Source organism: Shewanella sp. UCD-KL12 (assembly GCF_001957125.1).
Taxonomy (GTDB): Bacteria; Pseudomonadota; Gammaproteobacteria; order Enterobacterales; family Shewanellaceae; genus Shewanella.
On sequence record NZ_MPHJ01000005.1, the window covers coordinates 194,295 to 209,909 of the forward strand.

Sequence of the window (15,615 nt, forward strand, 5' to 3'; positions counted from 1 at the left end):
TTTTTAATTTCCCTTTGTCTCTGTTATAGCTTGGTACATGGTTAACTTACGTCCGTCTGATAATGACACTGAAATGGTGTCTATGGCGGTAATTGTTACCCCCTGCACCCTATCACCCAATGAAAAGATTTTATTATTGATAACGGCATAAGATGAAGCTTCAGCCTTCACTACACTGTTAAGCGTTAAGGAGGTATCTATGTCAGCAGCCGCTGAAGATATAGCCACAGCACCGTGACCGGGTCGCGTTGGATCCCTTAACGTATCAGCTTGGGCAGCCGAGACACCTAATAGGAACAGCAATGTCATGACCGAATTAATCTTGATTAGCGACACTAATAAAGTCCTTATTTATACTTAAGGTATAAAGCTCCAATACCACGTTAGCAGCAGGATACTCATCCACCTTATAATCTATTTTTTTCCAATATAATTTATTCGGCATCCCTTCTACGGCCTCAATGAACTTAAGCACAGAGAAGTAATCTCCCTCTAAAGTGAGGCGAATACCGTGACTATAGAGATTCATCTTCTTTTCATCACCAACGGCAAGTAGCGGCGTGGGTGCAATTGAGCTGAACTCGTGTAACTTTACACCTGTGACCTTACCAAGTAGCTCACTCAATAACGCAGGCATATGATTAGCAGGCACCATATCAACCATCTGAAACGATAGTTGATTATCTAAGTCTGCATCTTGTTGCTGTAGTACAGCCAAACGATTCTTGTATTCATCATTGGGATCTTGAGCAAGGCGCTGCTCATACAGCTCTATCTGCTGCTTCGAGATTTTGTTCTCACTTTCAAGCGCCTTATTCTGCTTAACCAATTTTTGCTGCTCTAAGATCAGAGACTCGAGCGGTAGATAACAGAGCATGCCAATGACAACAAATGCTGCGGTAGCAACCATCACCCTTTCTCGTTGACTTAAGATGTCGAAACGGGCAGCCAATTCATTCCATTTTTGCTTCACTGGGCCTCCTCCGTTTGTGCTTTACTCGTCAGGGTAAATGCCAGTGGTTGGTCTTCCCCTCGACTCATCGCCATAGCAGCAAAAGCATGTCCTTTTAGGGTATCAGTGGACTTTAAGCGCTCTACCCACATAGGAACACTGTTAGGAGTGGAGCTATAACCTTCAAAAATGAAGTTGTTATTCTCAACTTGAATCCGGTTCAGCCAGATATTGCTGTTTGAAACGCGAGCAAGGTCTTTAAACAATACTGAATACCCGTGACTGGTTAACGCCTCTCTCTGGCTTAGCTCTCCAATCAACATAATCTTTAACTCTACCTGTTGAGCCAGTAGATCCACTTGCTCAACCAGTTTGCTGTCGGGGGCACGTTGGGATATAGCTTGCTCAAGGGTTTTCTTTTCATTATCTAAAATGCGCTTTTGCTGAGTGAGTTCATCCCTCTCACCTTCTGAGCCCACAACCAACACATATACAGAGATACCACTCACCATAAACACAGACAGCATTAAAACTAATGCTTGCGTTAGACGTTTAAAACTCAGTCTTTGCTCAGGAGGAATTAATGAATCAGAGTACAGGTTGACCCTTCTCTTTAAAGTCATACTGATTCTCCATTGACGGCTGAGTCAGCTAGCGTAAACTCATCGCAAGCCAGTAAGGCCATTTTAGCCTCCACTGAATCAACAGTTATCACATTCACTTTCTGGTTAAAATTGGCACTAACAAGTTCGGCTAAGCTTTCAACTTGGCCATTAATTAACAGTTCAATCGAGGCAACCGGTGCTTGTCGCAGCTGACTCTCAAAATAATCCATAGAGCGCTGCAGTTCCAAACTCAAGTTATCAGCCATTCCCATTGCTAGCTCGTCTGTCGTTACAGTATCAAGCTTATTAAAGCCTCGAACGCGTCGCTGCATATACAGCTCACCCTGCTTGACTACGGTTAACAACAACTCCTGGCCTGGAACATGACACAAAACCAGTCGCGCTTGGCTGTCTTGGGGAAACAAGCTTGAAACCACCATCTCCTCAATACTTATACCAGCTACCTGCATATGGCTCTCTTTTGCTGCCATCACCATAGAGATAAGTGATTTTCGATCAGCAACAACGACACTTAACTTACTGCTATTAGGTAGAGGAGAATCAAAATAATCGATATGAATTTCAGAGACAGGCTGGCTGACCATATCTTTTACAGACCAGAGCAGTGCCTGCGACAGCTCTTCAACTTCAACGTTAGGTTTATCAACAGTGAGCAGTTGGTAAAAAGAGGCACTTAAAATAAGTTGTACTTTGGCGGTATCGAACTGCTTAGCAATCAACCCAAATACAGCGGACCAATTTGAGCCATTAAACTCAAATTCATGCACAAGAGCTTCTGTTTCTATCGTTTCCTCAGCATCAGAACCTTGCGCTTGATACACGACAAGTTTATCTGGACAGACGTAGATGCCAAGTTCGAGTTTCGAATGGTTTTTTTGCCAAAAGGCCAATCTACTTAGAAGACTCTTTTCCATTTAAAGAATGTCCATAATATCTTTATCATGTTCCAATTTGGAATGGGCTGTCAGGAAGCCAAAACGGTTACTTGGCCGGATGAAGTAGCAGCGAGCTACGACTTCGATTACGCTTTCTAATAAAGCGTCAAATTTCTTACACTTATTGTAGCGGCTAATCTTCTAATTTTATAGAAAAAATACACATTGGAAACTAACTGCTAGTGATTTGCACTATACTGGCTTCAAATTCATTCATAACATCAACATTAGCAATACCTTTGTTAGCAGACATCATTCACTATCAGTGGAATGTAAAAAGCGAAAATTAAATCAAACTTCTTCAACAGGATCGCTAAATAAACTGCCCTGCCCGGCGCTCACACCAAGAATTTTTAATGTTTGCCACTCCTCAAAAGACTCTATCCCTTCAGCAAAAACTTGCACGTCAGTTCGATATAGCCCCCCAATAAGACTACGCACAAATAGTTGATTCTCTTGCCTTAGGTGAATTTGAGTCACAACAGAGCGATGTAACTTAATAAAATCAAAATGGCACTCTTTAATATACTGAGTACTCACCACTTGCTGGCCAACTCTATCCACACACAAGCTCGCCCCCATCTTTCTGATCATATCTAGTCTTGCTTTTAGCTTGTCTTGATTGTGAACAACAATATCCTCATTGACCTCGAAAATAAGTCTAGGAGTCAAATGACGATATTCTAATAACGTGGTCTTAAGCCAACGAATAAACGCACGGCTTAACAAGGTGTCTAAGCTCAGATTAATACTAAATTTTGTGGTTGTATCTTTACCACCAGAGAGCAAATCAAATAGTACGGTTTCGATAACCTGACGTTCAAACTGAGGTGTTAGGCCACACTTAATGGCCATAGGAATATATAAGGTTGCCCTGATTAGGTTATTGCGGTTATCTCTAATTCGACTTGAAACCTCAAGGTGTTGGGTCTGCATATCACTGTCGACAACAGGTTGGGAAAAAACCACCAAGCGTCGATTAACCAATGCATATTCTAGGAAGCTACGCCACCTAACTGAGCCTTTTGCCAGCTCCTCATCTACAGCACCTTTATCATACATAAACCAGCCACTAGTACCTTGGAACTGAGCAGCCCTTAGTGCGCGTTCAGCCTCCTCTAATAGCTGCTCCTTGCTATCACCCACTTTAAAGTATGCCGCGCCAATATGGAAAAAGTCCTCACTATTATCTGTTTCTGGAACGGTTTGACTTAAGCATGCCCTTAATAATTTAGCTGCTAATTTTTCAACATCTTTTAGCGAAATTTGAGGCACGACGATAGCAAATTGATTAAAGGAACGACGAGAGAATATGCTGTTTGCCTGGCTGTCTAATATCTGGTTAATATCACTGATGGTCTGATGTAGCATCTCGTCGATAGAGTCATCACCTAACTCTTGCACTAGCAGATCCATATCCTCCATCTCGAGCAAAAACAGCACCCCGGGGGCCATCATGCCACGGTCATTACTCAAAGCATCGAGACGGTTTTTTAGAAATAATCGATTTCCTATGCCAGTTTCAGGATCTAAAAAGGTATTTGAGCGGATAAATTGATCGAATCTAGCTCGCTGCTTTTCTGCGTCATCGAGCTCAAGCAGCAGGTGAGTTAAAGCGCGGTTGATCATTCTTGGTCTGCCATCTCCTCTCTCAGCTAAAGCCCTCTCGTAATCATTTTCTAAAATAAGCTTGCTCCGCAATGCGAGATCTTCAATCCCCTGAAGCTCATTAGATAGCCACTTCAGTCCAAAACGAACAAAAAGTGCAATCGAGGTAACGCCAATCACCAAAATTAAAAGTTCATACCAAGATAATGCGTAGAGCTGAAATGGGGGAGGTAAAGTGACTTCAAGCATTAAGCCGCTCTCTTTAAGCAGCATCCTTTCATAGGCTACACCAGCCGTAGAGGGCTCATCGGCCTGATACTCGTAGAGTATTCCCCCCTTAGAACTCACCTTTAAGCTTACAGTGTTATACGCGGTCAAAATAGATGGTAACCAAGTAGCAAGTGATTGACTGTCATCAAGCTCATAGTGATGCACCAGCATTGACTCAAGCTCAGTCACTTTTTGTTGCTGAAACTTGTACGTTAACTGAGTAAAGCCGACAAAGGCGATCAGCAAAAATATAAACGCTACAGCGGCAAGAGAGAGTAGCCAAAAGCTGGTTAACTTATTCGTTAAAATTCGTGTTAGTTTCATTATCCGCTTCCCGCAGAATTTATTATTGTTATTAAATTCGAAAACACACTTATGGGACAAAGCGCCGTTCTCGATTTGTAGTAAGTCGTAATGGCGCTCAATAGAGATTAAACAAAAATCAAAGAGCTCAAAATGGAGCCAAACTAAAATTCAACAATACAAACAAATCTTGCTATCTACAATTAAAAAAGTGCGATAGAGGGTTAATTAAATTTCAAAATAAAAAAGGGGCCTTAGGCCCCTTTCAGATATCAAGCTAAAAAATTAGCTCATATAATTTTCTGGTAACTCAGTAATAGCGGCAACACCTGACTCAATTGCTGCTAGCGCTACAGCCTTAGCAACATTTGAAAGTAAGCGAGGGTCCATGGGCTTTGGAATGACATAGTCAGGACCAAAACTTAATGCGCTCACATCAGGGTATGCTTCGAGTACCGATGTAGGCACTTCCTCTTTAGCCAGTGCAGCAATCGCATGAACGGCAGCAATTTTCATCTCATCATTAATCTTAGCAGCGCGTACATCTAATGCACCGCGGAAGATAAATGGAAAACAAAGTACGTTGTTTACCTGATTAGGGTAATCACTACGTCCAGTTCCCATGATCAGATCTTTACGAACATCATGAGCGACTTCAGGTCGAATCTCAGGATCTGGGTTTGAGCAAGCAAAGATAACTGGCTTTTCGGCCATTAGTGCCACATCTTCAGCAGCAAGAACATCAGGACCTGATAGCCCCAAAAATGCATCTGCGCCTTTAATTACATCTTGCAGCGTACGCTTATCGGTGTTGTTGGCAAACAAGGCTTTATATTCATTGATATCTTCGCGGCGCGTATGGATCACCCCTTTTCTATCAAGCATATAAACATTTTCACGTTGAACGCCACACTTAACCAACATAGTCATACATGCAATAGCTGCAGCACCTGCGCCCATACAGACAAAGATTGACTCTTCAATCTTCTTACCCTGGATCTCTAACGCATTGATCATACCTGCGGCAGTCACAATCGCAGTGCCGTGTTGATCATCATGGAAAACAGGGACACTACAACGTTCGATAAGTGCTTTTTCAATCTCAAAACATTCAGGCGCTTTAATATCTTCTAAGTTAATGCCACCAAACGTATCAGCAATCGCCTCAACAGTATTGATAAACTCTTCAGCGGTACGGTGCTTAACTTCAATATCTGTAGCGTCGATGTTAGCAAAGTGCTTAAACAGTAATGCTTTACCTTCCATTACAGGCTTAGATGCTAGCGGCCCTAAATTCCCTAAGCCTAAAATAGCAGTACCATTAGAGATAACTGCAACGGTATTACCTTTCGCTGTATAGCGATAAGCATCATCAGGGTTAGCAGCGATTTCACGAACCGGCTCGGCTACACCTGGGCTATATGCAAGGGCTAGGTCCATACTGGTATCAGCTGGCTTAGTTAGGCTAACAGCGGTTTTTCCTGGTACAGGGAATTCGTGGTAATCAAGGGCTTGTTGGCGAAAATCTGACATTTTTTTAATCCTGAAAATGCGTCGAGTTAACTTTTCAATAAGGTCTGTTTTAGCTCATCCAGAGGTTCACTTTTTGCAAGCGATTATTCTTGGCCGACTAAAGTCGCTACGATACTCGAAATGTCACACTATTTAAACAAGATATTAGTAAAATTCAACTAAAGTCTGCAACTATTGCTCTAAGGCCTATTTTGCAAACTTATCTGGGATGGATGAGAGCTAATCAACTGCCACTTTTTGTAGGAATAATACAACGAACCACGCACAATAACTGGGGTTTCTAGCAAGTTAAGGTTCAAAATGTTGCTAAACTTACTATAATCTTCCCTAGGTATACCAATATAGAATTTGTTATCCATAATTAACCATAAATGTTGGCCTTTTCTTTCATATCCAGTGATTACACCCTTTACCTCTCGCCAACGATTACGATCTTCTCTCGATAACTCACCCACAGTTTTTGCTTGATAGTCAGGATGAGACCAAAGCCCCCTCTTTTTATCACGCGCAATGAGCTCTACATCATTAAGGCATTGCCAGAAGTAATCATTCTGATAGACCCGAGTCTTTGCAAACCCTCTACTTAGCATAGTTTCTTGAAGGTGCTCCCCCTCTAAGGTATAGACATAAGCTAAAGTTCGCCCAAAAGGATCGAGTTTCTTTTGATCAAAAGAGAGGTAGAGCTCCTGCCCAGGATGCAGATACTTCTGTAAAAAATGCCTTGCTTCATCCCCATAAGGTTCAGACAGTTCTGGATATTGAAAATCGACCTCAGGTGAGTCGATGCCGATCAGACGTACAAGTCGTCCATCACTCAGGGTCAGAGTATCTCCGTCATTGACATACTCTAGCTCAACCTGCTCATCGTACTTAGGCGCCATACAATGGCTAATCGGCTTAGAGGCTTTTGCCTCAAGTGGCGCTGCAGCTAAAGTAAAGCTTACAAGTATCGACATAGCGACTAAGGGGAAAAGTCTAAGCTTTAATAGCATGTCTCGTGGCAAAACCAGACTGACAACAGATAAAGCATTTATGGGCTGCATCTGCATAGCCTTATATTAGGAGGGAGAAGTAACAATATAACAGCTATCGTAGAAAACAAAAAAGGTGCCATACCTAAGACGACACCTTTGCTATTGCTCTAATATAGTTACACAAGATAAATTTCAGACACAAAAAAGGTGCCATGTAGGCACCTTTTAGTTCGGTATAGAATACTTTTAAGTAAAAGTTACTTCTTACCAAGAGCACCGAAGCGCTTGTTGAACTTGTCAATACGTCCACCAGTGTCCACAACTTTCTGTGTACCAGTGTAGAATGGGTGACATGAACCACATACGTCCAAGTGCAGAGCTTTACCTGCAGTTGAATTTACTTTGATCACGTTACCACAAGTACAAGTTGCAGTGATTTCTGCGTATTCAGGATGAATGCCTGTTTTCATTGGGATTACCTCAAGTTGAAGGCCATGTCGCTCTCCCAACCCGAAGCTGGACACCACATGATGTTAATAAAATATTCAGGCGCAGAATATTACAGCAGTCAGATAGTAGTTGCAAGCGTAAAATCTCAGCAGAAATAACTATTTTATAGAGCCTCGAAAGCCGCCTTTGCGACTTTGCTGTCAGCGTATTTATCTCTTAACGCTAAAGAGGGACACAATAACGGCACATCCGCTCTAAGGCTATCTATACGCCCTTTTAAAAAAGCCTTCTTATTGGCTTCAAAAATAGCGAGTATTGCACCATAAGTACTAATCCCCCACGCCTTTGATTGCTGAGTACCAATCCGCCACAAGGTCATATCTGAGGTATAGTTCAGCGTACAAGAATCATCCACTAAGGCCCCCCGATATTCATCAGATATCTGCTGCTGAGTATGCACCACGGAGTTATCAGACTTGGAGGCGTCAGAGTTAACAGCCCCAATATTATGTTGTTGCACAAGCTTTTTTTCAGCTGCAACATTAGAAGCTAAGCGAGTGGCAAGCTCAGGCGATAACTCTTGCCCCTTAAACAGTTCAAATGATTTTATGTCTCGCCACTTATTAACTCTATACTCTCTAATCACAAGCATTGCATCAGGATCCACCACATCTTCAACACCTGTTACGAGTAGCAGAAAGTTATTGATAGGCTTAACCATCAACCTCTCTTCACTGGTGCCTTGTGTTAAAACAAACTGCATTTTGTCTAAATTCTCATGCTGAGAGACGATATTTAACCTGATCTTAGGGTAGCCCCCTAAGATAAACTGCTGAGCATTAATACTAACATGGGATACCTTTGAAGAGGCCGCCACTGAAGCTGATGGCAGGTAGATAAGCATTAGCGAAAGCATCATTAAGGTTATAGTTTTTTTCATTGAATCCTTCCCGTTGCAACACTGATATTCATAGATAAAAGTAGCCCTATACAAACTGGCTGGGTACACTGCTTTCATCCTTTGATAAAGCCTGTCCATTTATGCCCCTGTTCGTTGAGGTTGCTCTTCCTGTCCCCATGCGACAAAACTTCAGTTATAAAGTACCTGAATCGATCACACCTGCACCTCAAAGAGGGACGAGGGTTAAAGTCCCCTTCGGTCGTCAGCAGTTGATTGGCTTAGTTACGCAAACAACTGATAACTGTAACTTAGCACCTAACCAGATAAAATCTATCATTGAACTGTTAGATGATAGCCCCTTACTGCCTGATTCACTTTATAAACTTACTGCTTGGGCCGCAAGGTATTACTTTTGCAGTCTAGGTCAGATGCTATCTCAGGCTATTCCAGTGGCACTAAGAAAAGGTGCACAAGTCAGTGCAGAAACTACAGTTTACTGGACTGTCACAGCAGCAGGGAAAGAGGCTTCACTCGACACACTTAAACGCGCCCATGCACAGAAAAAGGTGATGGAATATCTGTTAAAAGGTGAAGTAACCCAAGATGAGCTCAATAGCTCAGAGCTGAGTAAATCAGCAGTTAAAGCTTTACAGGACAAGGCTTGGATCGAAAAAACGGAACGAGTTAACCAAATAGATCTTAGCTGGAGAGACGGGCTAGATTTAGGCGAAGATCCTCTCACGCTCAACCCAGAACAAGCTATCGCCGTAGCCACGCTTAACCAGCAATCTGGCTATAACACCACCTTGCTTGAAGGCATTACAGGCTCAGGCAAAACAGAGGTTTACCTAGCCCTATTAGAATCAATTCTTAAGCAAGGCAAGCAGGCACTGATTTTAGTCCCTGAAATAGGCTTAACTCCCCAAACAATTAGCCGATTTAAGAGTCGTTTTAATGTCAAAGTGGCTGTGATTCATTCAGGGTTAACAGACAATCAAAGATTGGCAGCTTGGCGACAGGCAAGAACAGGTGAAGCGGCCATAATTATTGGCACTCGCTCTGCGCTTTTTACGCCGATGGCATTCCCTGGAGCGATTATTTTAGATGAGGAGCACGATGCTAGCTTTAAGCAACAAGAAGGCGTCGGCTACCATGCAAGAGACTTAGCAGTTATGCGTGGCCACCTTGAACATATTCCAGTAATACTCGGCAGTGCAACCCCTTCACTAGAGACATTGCAAAATGCCTTAAGTGGCCGTTATAAGCACCTCAGTTTAGGCCAGCGTGCAGGTAACGCTGAAAAAGTCCGACAAGGCATCATAGATATCAGCAACCAGCCCCTTAAAACCGGCCTGTCACATGCGCTGATTAATGAGATGCGCATCCACCTTGATGCTGGCAATCAGGTATTACTGTTTCTCAATCGACGTGGCTTTGCCCCCGCTTTGCTTTGTCATGAATGTGGCCATTTGCATGAATGCGATCGCTGCGATGCCTTCTTCACGGTTCATCAAGCACTCGGGGAGATCCGCTGTCATCATTGTGGCAATCAATATGCTATCCCACGGCAATGTCACAACTGTGGCAGTACCATGTTGATGGGCCAAGGTGTCGGAACCGAACAACTTGCCGATGCCTTAGAGAAGGAGTTCCCTAAACACCCTGTTGTACGAATAGATAGAGATACCACCAGCCGAAAAGGTGCTTTAGAGGGACACCTCAACGCTATTCATAAAGGAGAGTATAAAATATTAGTTGGCACCCAGATGCTGGCGAAGGGGCATCACTTCCCCGATGTAACTTTAGTCGGCCTCCTCGATGTGGATGGTGCACTATTTAGTGCTGATTTCAGGGCTCCGGAGCGCTTCGGTCAACTCTATACTCAGGTATCAGGTCGTGCTGGCCGCGCCAGAAAGCCTGGCACAGTTTTAATGCAAACTCACCAAGCGGACAATGCCATACTCCGTGAGCTGATGCATAAAGGTTATGGTGAATTTGCCCGTGGTCAACTTAATGAACGTCAGCAAGCATTGTTACCACCGGCCTGGAATATGATGCTACTGCGCGCTGAAGCACACTTGGCCCAAGATGCTGATAACTTTCTGTCACAAGTTGCAGAGCTACTGCCACAAAATGATGACTGCGAAGTCATTGGCCCCATGCCCGCCCCTATGGATAGAAAGGCTGGAAAGTACCGTCGCCAACTGATGTTTCAGACAAAATCTCGCAGCATGATGCAGCAAGCTTTCGAACATGCTCTTCCTAGTATTGAAGCCTTACCACTTGCTAAACGCTGTCGCTGGAGCCTAGACAGAGATCCTCAAGATCTGCTCTAAATCGATGAAAAATGAGAACAGTTGTAAAGCGCTAGCGAGACAAAGGCAGGAAACCAGTAAAATTAACCAAATAAATTGGTTTTGAGGATAGCAATTGACCGCCACTAACGGCTAAAATGTGCGGTTATCCCTTAATCTTTTAATCATCTTTAAGTGCCAAGCAAACGCCAATGAAATCACATATTCAATCTTTACTTATTCAAGCCCTAGACGCCCTCAAACAACAGGACGTTATTCCAACTGATTTTGAAGCTCGCATTCAGGTGGACCGAACTAAAGATAAGACCCACGGTGATTTCGCTAGTAACTTGGCGATGATGCTAACGAAAGTTGCTCGCAAGAATCCTAGAGATATTGCTCAGCTTATTATCGACAACTTGCCTCAAGATAGTCAGGTAGCAAAAGTTGAGATTGCTGGGCCTGGTTTTATTAACTTCTTTATCGACGAAAATGCATTAGCTAACCAGCTAATGGCAGCGTTAAAAGATGAACATTTAGGTATCACGCAACCAGAACAACAAACGGTTGTAGTGGACTACTCTTCACCGAACTTAGCCAAAGAGATGCATGTGGGCCACCTGCGCTCAACCATTATTGGTGATAGTGTCGTCCGTGCACTTGAGTTTCAAGGTCATAAAGTGATTCGTCAAAACCATGTTGGCGACTGGGGTACTCAGTTCGGCATGTTACTCGCTTATATGGAAGAACTTAGAGCTAAGAATGGTGAGCAAGCTCAAATGGAACTTTCCGACCTTGAGACCTTCTACCGTGCCGCCAAGGTGCGTTTCGATGAGTCTGAAGAGTTCGCAACCCGCGCACGTAAACTTGTAGTCTCTCTACAATCTGGTGATGAGTACTGCAATAAGCTGTGGCGTGAATTTAATGATATCTCGCTAAGCCATTGTCATGAAGTCTATGAGCGCTTAGGGGTTAGCCTGACACGTGCAGATGTACGTGGCGAAAGTGCTTATAACGATGACCTTGAACAGGTTGTCAACGAACTCGCATCTCAAGGCCTGCTATCTGAAAGCAACGGCGCTAAAGTTGTCTTCCAAGATGAGTTTAAAAACAAAGAGGGTGAGCCTCTTCCTGTGATCATTCAGAAAGCAGATGGCGGCTACCTATACGCAACGAGTGACATGGCAGCGATGCGTTACCGCTCGAACGTACTAAACGCCGATCGCGCACTCTATTTTGTCGATCTTCGCCAAGCGCTGCATTTCCAGCAGGTATTTAACTTAGCGCGCAAAGCTAACTTTGTACGCCCAGAGCTCAGCCTTGAACATATGGGTTTCGGCACCATGAATGGCGCTGATGGTCGTCCATTTAAAACTCGCTCTGGTGGCGTGGTTAAACTCGTCGATCTGCTATCAGAAGCCGATACTCGCGCACTGGAACTTGTTCGTAGTAAGAATCCTGATATGGATGAAGCTGAACTCGAGAAGATCGCTAAAGTGGTAGGCATTAGCTCTGTTAAATATGCAGACCTTTCTAAAAACCGTGCTAGTGACTATATCTTTAGCTTCGAGCAGATGCTTAGCTTCGAAGGTAATACTGCACCTTACCTACTTTACGCTTACACCCGTGTTGCAGGTATCTTTAAGCGCGCTGCAGATATTGATTTGAGCGATGCTAAGATGGTTCTAGAGCATGACAAAGAAAAAGAGCTAGGCAATAAGCTAGCGCAGTTTGGCGAAGTGCTTACTCGCATGGTAGCTAAAGGCCAACCTCATGCGATGTGTGGTTACCTATTTGAACTTGCTGGTGCTTTCTCTAGTTTCTACGAAGCTTGTCCAGTACTCGCTGCTGAAACTGAAGAGCAGAAAAAGAGCCGCCTATTGATCGCACAACTGACAGCTAAAACGCTGAAGCAGGGCCTAGATCTGTTGGGTATTGAAACCTTAGAGCGTATGTAACCAACGGTATTTCAATACAATGACAAGTCGCGATTACGCCAATAGAAAGCCCACTAAGAAAGGTCAGGCCAAATCAAGCCGTAGAAAGAGTCAAGCACCTGCTCCCAAAGGCTTTCCTCTTATCAAATTATTAGTGATAACGGCACTAACGGTTGGCTTTGCTTACTTCCTATGGAGCATCAATGGTAGCGCTGATAACACAGATAGCCCAGCTACCACTGAGGCCCCTGTCACTGAAAAAGTAGTTAAGCCTACGGTAAAGAAAGATCCTAAGGCTTTGCCGCCTAAGCCTAAAGAGGAGTGGACCTATCAGCAAGAGCTGGAAAATAAACAGGTCGAAGTTGATGTGCCACAAGAGGTAAAACCAACACGCCCTTATCAGATGCAGTGTGGCTCCTTTAGAAAGGAATCACAGGCAGAACAGATGAAGGCGGTGATTGCATTCCAGGGACTGGAAGCCCAAGTTCGCAAGGTCAAAGGTCAAAGTGGTATCTGGTATAAAGTAGTGCTCGGTCCCTATGAACGTAAACGTGCAGCAGAGAAACATCGCCATGTACTTCAAAGAGGCGGTTTGAACGGTTGTCAGATCTGGTTCTGGGAAGGAAGCTAACCGAAAAGTATCTAGAGCCTACATCTAGGCTCTAGATATTAATAATCAAGCTCACCTCATACCTCCACTCATAAACCTTATACGCAGTTTTATCCCTCTTTTCCTTGATATTTATCGAACCACCCCCATATATCTTCTATCACCCACTGACGAACACCAGTTCGTTGGTTTGAGAAGAGGATTCAGTCGTGACCACAATCGTATCAGTTCGCCGTAATAACCAGGTCGTTATCGCCGGAGATGGACAAGTATCTCTTGGTAACACAGTGATGAAGGGTAATGCTAAGAAAGTCCGTCGCCTATATCACAATAAAGTTCTAGCTGGTTTTGCAGGCGGTACCGCCGATGCTTTCACTTTATTCGAACGTTTCGAAGCCAAATTAGAGATGCATCAGGGACACCTGATGAAAGCTGCCGTTGAGATGGCAAAGGACTGGCGTAGTGACAAAATGCTACGTAAGTTAGAGGCACTTTTAGCTGTCGCTGACAGCGAATGCTCACTGATTATTACCGGTAATGGTGATGTCGTGCAGCCAGAAAATGATCTTATTGCCATCGGCTCTGGCGGAAATTTCGCTCAGTCTGCAGCCACCGCACTACTCGAGAATACTGAACTACCAGCGTTAGAGATTGCTGAAAAATCGCTAACCATTGCCGGTGATATCTGCGTGTTCACCAACCAGTTCAAAACCATCGAAGAATTAAACTACTGATCTTGAGCCGCTAACCTTACATTCGTAAGTTGCGGCTTAATTTCTATACTGATGCTATTGCATGAGGAAAGAATATGTCTCAAATGACTCCACGTGAAATTGTCCATGAGTTAGACAGTCACATTATTGGCCAACATAATGCTAAACGCTCAGTGGCCATTGCACTGCGTAACCGCTGGCGCCGTATGCAACTTGATAGCGATCTGCGTCAAGAAGTCACACCAAAGAACATTTTGATGATCGGCCCAACGGGTGTCGGTAAAACCGAAATTGCTCGCCGCTTAGCTAAGCTTGCTAAGGCTCCTTTTATTAAGGTTGAAGCAACTAAATTCACCGAAGTGGGCTATGTTGGTAAAGAAGTTGAACAGATCATTCGCGATCTAACGGACTCAGCAATCAAGTTGACCCGCGAAGAGCAGATGAAAAAGTGCAAATTCAAAGCTGAAGAAGCTGCTGAAGAACGCATTTTAGATGCTCTGCTACCTAAGCCTAAAGAGGATTGGGACAGCGAAACTAAAGACGATAGCGGTACTCGTCAAATCTTCCGTAAAAAATTACGTGAAGGCCAGCTAGATGATAAAGAGATTGAGATTGACGTCTCAGCACCTCAAGTCGGCATCGAAATTATGTCTCCTCCAGGCATGGAAGAGATGACGAACCAACTACAGAGCATGTTTCAAAACATGGGGCCTGGTGATAGCAAGCGTCGTAAACTGCCAATCAAAGAAGCCTACAAGCTGATGATTGAAGAGGAAGCGGCGAAACTTGTTAATCAGGACGACCTAAAAGAGCAAGCTATTGAGCTCGTAGAACAGCACGGAATTGTCTTCTTAGACGAGATAGATAAGATCTGTAAGCGCGGTGAAAGCTCAGGTCCTGATGTCTCACGTGAAGGCGTACAGCGTGATCTACTACCTTTAGTCGAAGGCTGTACGGTTAACACTAAGCATGGCATGGTTAAAACTGACCATATTCTGTTTATCGCCTCTGGTGCATTCCAGATGTCTAAACCATCAGACCTTATTCCAGAGCTACAGGGCCGTCTACCTATACGTGTAGAGCTTGAAGCCCTTACCGCAGATGATTTTAAGCGTATTTTGACAGAGCCACACGCATCACTTACTGAACAACATGTAGCGATGATGGGTACCGAAGATGTCACAATTGAATTTACTGAAGATGGGATTGAGAGCATAGCGCAAGCTGCGTGGCAGGTGAATGAACGCACTGAAAACATTGGTGCTCGTCGTTTACATACTGTGATGGAAAAGCTAACTGAAGAACTTTCTTACGAGGCTTCAGATAAATCTGGTAGTACCTTTGTTATCGACGCTAAATATGTAAGTGATCACTTAGATAATTTAGTGCAAGACGAAGATCTCAGTCGATTTATTTTATAACCTAACCATCCTTTTGGGCTCACTCAACAGTCACGAACTAACATAAAGCTAGGTTAGTTCGTGACTATTATCGCACCACCTATTCCCC

The 15,615-nt window shown here is 43.7% G+C and carries 14 protein-coding genes; 5 read left to right on the forward strand and 9 right to left on the reverse strand.

Going from position 1 to position 15,615, the window contains the following annotated elements; all coding sequences use genetic code 11:
• Nucleotides 1–3 precede the first annotated feature (3 nt).
• The 9 genes from BM736_RS11620 to BM736_RS11660 all read right to left on the reverse strand — a co-directional run bounded on the left by BM736_RS11620 (nucleotide 4) and on the right by BM736_RS11660 (nucleotide 8,591).
• On the reverse strand, nucleotides 4–336 hold the full coding sequence (locus tag BM736_RS11620; RefSeq protein WP_256717805.1) for an MSHA biogenesis protein MshK: 333 nt from the start codon (nucleotides 334–336) through the stop codon (nucleotides 4–6).
• Nucleotides 317–973: an MSHA biogenesis protein MshJ gene (locus BM736_RS11625; RefSeq protein ID WP_076412171.1), complete on the reverse strand. Its 657-nt coding sequence runs from the start codon at nucleotides 971–973 to the stop codon at nucleotides 317–319. Before BM736_RS11625 ends, BM736_RS11620 begins: the two co-directional genes overlap by 20 nt.
• Nucleotides 970–1,575 (reverse strand): PilN domain-containing protein, encoded by a 606-nt coding sequence (locus BM736_RS11630; RefSeq protein WP_076412174.1) that lies wholly within the window; start codon nucleotides 1,573–1,575, stop codon nucleotides 970–972. Before BM736_RS11630 ends, BM736_RS11625 begins: the two co-directional genes overlap by 4 nt.
• Nucleotides 1,572–2,492: an MSHA biogenesis protein MshI gene (locus tag BM736_RS11635; RefSeq protein WP_076412177.1), complete on the reverse strand. Its 921-nt coding sequence runs from the start codon at nucleotides 2,490–2,492 to the stop codon at nucleotides 1,572–1,574. Before BM736_RS11635 ends, BM736_RS11630 begins: the two co-directional genes overlap by 4 nt.
• A 312-nt stretch (nucleotides 2,493–2,804) precedes the next feature.
• Nucleotides 2,805–4,715 carry an RNase E specificity factor CsrD gene (csrD, locus tag BM736_RS11640; RefSeq protein ID WP_076412179.1) on the reverse strand — a complete coding sequence of 637 codons (1,911 nt, stop codon included), beginning with the start codon at nucleotides 4,713–4,715 and terminating at the stop codon, nucleotides 2,805–2,807.
• A 264-nt stretch (nucleotides 4,716–4,979) separates the two neighbouring features.
• Entirely contained in the window at nucleotides 4,980–6,227 is a 1,248-nt protein-coding gene (locus BM736_RS11645) for a malic enzyme-like NAD(P)-binding protein (RefSeq protein ID WP_076412181.1), read from the reverse strand.
• A 179-nt stretch (nucleotides 6,228–6,406) separates the two neighbouring features.
• Entirely contained in the window at nucleotides 6,407–7,270 is an 864-nt protein-coding gene (locus BM736_RS11650) for a thermonuclease family protein (protein ID WP_256717808.1), read from the reverse strand.
• Between the two features lie 188 nt (nucleotides 7,271–7,458).
• Nucleotides 7,459–7,671 (reverse strand): 50S ribosomal protein L31, encoded by a 213-nt coding sequence (gene rpmE, locus BM736_RS11655; protein ID WP_076412183.1) that lies wholly within the window; start codon nucleotides 7,669–7,671, stop codon nucleotides 7,459–7,461.
• Nucleotides 7,672–7,814: 143 nt separating this feature from the next.
• Nucleotides 7,815–8,591, reverse strand: coding sequence for a hypothetical protein (locus BM736_RS11660; protein WP_076412185.1), 777 nt, complete (start codon nucleotides 8,589–8,591; stop codon nucleotides 7,815–7,817).
• A gap of 101 nt (nucleotides 8,592–8,692) precedes the next feature.
• Between BM736_RS11660 and priA the strand changes: the two genes are divergently transcribed.
• The 5 genes from priA (at nucleotide 8,693) to hslU (ending at nucleotide 15,527) form a co-directional block, all read left to right on the forward strand.
• Nucleotides 8,693–10,888, forward strand: coding sequence for a primosomal protein N' (gene priA, locus BM736_RS11665; protein ID WP_076412187.1), 2,196 nt, complete (start codon nucleotides 8,693–8,695; stop codon nucleotides 10,886–10,888).
• A gap of 170 nt (nucleotides 10,889–11,058) precedes the next feature.
• The gene (gene argS, locus BM736_RS11670; RefSeq protein WP_076412189.1) at nucleotides 11,059–12,804 is read left to right on the forward strand and encodes an arginine--tRNA ligase; all 1,746 of its coding nucleotides are present in this window, start codon (nucleotides 11,059–11,061) and stop codon (nucleotides 12,802–12,804) included.
• 19 nt (nucleotides 12,805–12,823) lie between these two features.
• Nucleotides 12,824–13,414, forward strand: a complete 591-nt coding sequence (locus BM736_RS11675) for an SPOR domain-containing protein (RefSeq protein WP_076412191.1) — start codon at nucleotides 12,824–12,826, stop codon at nucleotides 13,412–13,414.
• A gap of 188 nt (nucleotides 13,415–13,602) precedes the next feature.
• Complete coding sequence (hslV, locus tag BM736_RS11680) at nucleotides 13,603–14,127, forward strand: ATP-dependent protease subunit HslV (protein WP_076412194.1); 525 nt, start codon at nucleotides 13,603–13,605, stop codon at nucleotides 14,125–14,127.
• A 74-nt stretch (nucleotides 14,128–14,201) separates the two neighbouring features.
• Nucleotides 14,202–15,527, forward strand: coding sequence for an ATP-dependent protease ATPase subunit HslU (gene hslU, locus BM736_RS11685; RefSeq protein WP_076412197.1), 1,326 nt, complete (start codon nucleotides 14,202–14,204; stop codon nucleotides 15,525–15,527).
• Nucleotides 15,528–15,615: the final 88 nt, after the last annotated feature.